Genomic DNA, 1,131 nt, shown 5'->3' on the forward strand with positions numbered 1-1,131 from the left:
ATCAAAATTAAGTCGCTTAGCTATATCACTAAATTTATATTGGAGAAAAACATATATTTTGTAATCAAAATTAAGACGCTTAGCTATAAATCCTGTCGGCTGCGCTGGCGAGGGCATAGGCGGCAGAGTAAGCACATTCGGAGAGCACGGCGTAAATGGTTTCGGTCCGCGCCAGGTATAAATCAAATCGACCAAATCAAAACAGCCGGCGACTTCGCCGCCCGGTGAATCAATATCCAGACAGATACCGTTGACCTCACTATCATTGAGCGCGGCAAGAAAAACCTGACGAAGTCCGTCATAACCCGTCATCCCGCTAAACGGTCTAAGGGTGCCCAGTTTTTGTACTATAGATAACGACTTAATTTTGATGACATTATTTATATGAGCTATTCAATTAATTTTAGACGTAAAGTGATATTTACGATGGAAGAAGAAGGGTTGAGTATAGCTAAGCGTCTTAATTTTGATTACAAAATATATGTTTTTATCCAATATAAATTTACTGATATAGAGTAATTACTCGTAATCATTTTAAAGTCGCCCAGCTATAATGTGCCTTTCCACAGGGATAAGGGCTATCCCGTCCAGAGAACCTCATAGCCGGTATCCTGCGGGGCTTTTCGACTGAAATAATCATCCTCCTCGCCGATTATCATCCGGGATTGAATTTGCGTAATACCGAATCGGTCAGTAAGCCCCACCATTACGACTTCCGCTTTCTTTGGGTGGATAGCCAGCGGGGTATTAAATAATAGCTGGGCTAAATCGGGTAAATTCATTCGGTCTCAGGCTCCTTAATGGTACCTTGCGCAAATTTATTGACCTGCGCGCCCAGCTCGGCGGCGGTAAGCCGCGTTCTTTAAAGGCCGCCAATTCTCTGGCACACTGATCTAACATTTCTTCCCAATCTTCGCCCAGGTTATCGGCGGCTTCCATTTCCAGGGTAGAAAGCCCGGCATACATTCCCAAAATCGCACCTTTTTCTCGGCGATCGCGTCAACCCAACCGCGTCCAGGTCCCATAAAGTAAGCACGGGAATAGGCCGCTTTCGCCGAAAGAAAATAGGGCGCATTTTGCGGCAACGGTAATGTTTCTTTATCATGAATTTCTTCTACAAACGCACACGCG

Annotated in this window: 3 protein-coding genes and 1 pseudogene; 1 reads left to right on the plus strand and 3 read right to left on the minus strand. The window is 44.7% G+C overall.

Going from position 1 to position 1,131, the window contains the following annotated elements; translation table 11 throughout:
* Positions 1 to 88: 88 nt before the first annotated feature.
* Positions 89 to 354: pseudogene (locus tag ARSQ2_RS00295) on the minus strand (S49 family peptidase); the annotation flags it as partial.
* A gap of 30 nt (positions 355 to 384) precedes the next feature.
* Between ARSQ2_RS00295 and ARSQ2_RS13425 the strand changes: the two are divergent.
* Positions 385 to 519: a hypothetical protein gene (locus ARSQ2_RS13425; RefSeq protein WP_255487066.1), complete on the plus strand. Its 135-nt coding sequence runs from the start codon at positions 385 to 387 to the stop codon at positions 517 to 519.
* 59 nt (positions 520 to 578) lie between these two features.
* Here the strand turns inward: ARSQ2_RS13425 and ARSQ2_RS12075 are convergent, their stop codons facing one another.
* Complete coding sequence (locus tag ARSQ2_RS12075; protein ID WP_238334218.1) at positions 579 to 782, minus strand: hypothetical protein; 204 nt, start codon at positions 780 to 782, stop codon at positions 579 to 581.
* Between the two features lie 111 nt (positions 783 to 893).
* Positions 894 to 1,131 (minus strand): hypothetical protein (locus ARSQ2_RS12080; RefSeq protein WP_238334219.1); only part of this gene is annotated, 238 nt, incomplete at its 5' end.

This window comes from Arsenophonus endosymbiont of Bemisia tabaci Q2 (assembly GCF_902713415.1).
Classification (GTDB): Bacteria; Pseudomonadota; Gammaproteobacteria; order Enterobacterales; family Enterobacteriaceae; genus Arsenophonus.

Coding starts and splice junctions, on each gene's coding strand:
- ARSQ2_RS12075 (WP_238334218.1), bottom strand. CDS start 782: ATGAATTTACCCGATTTAGCCCAGCTATTATTTAATACCCCGCTGGCT.
- ARSQ2_RS13425 (WP_255487066.1), top strand. CDS start 385: ATGAGCTATTCAATTAATTTTAGACGTAAAGTGATATTTACGATGGAA.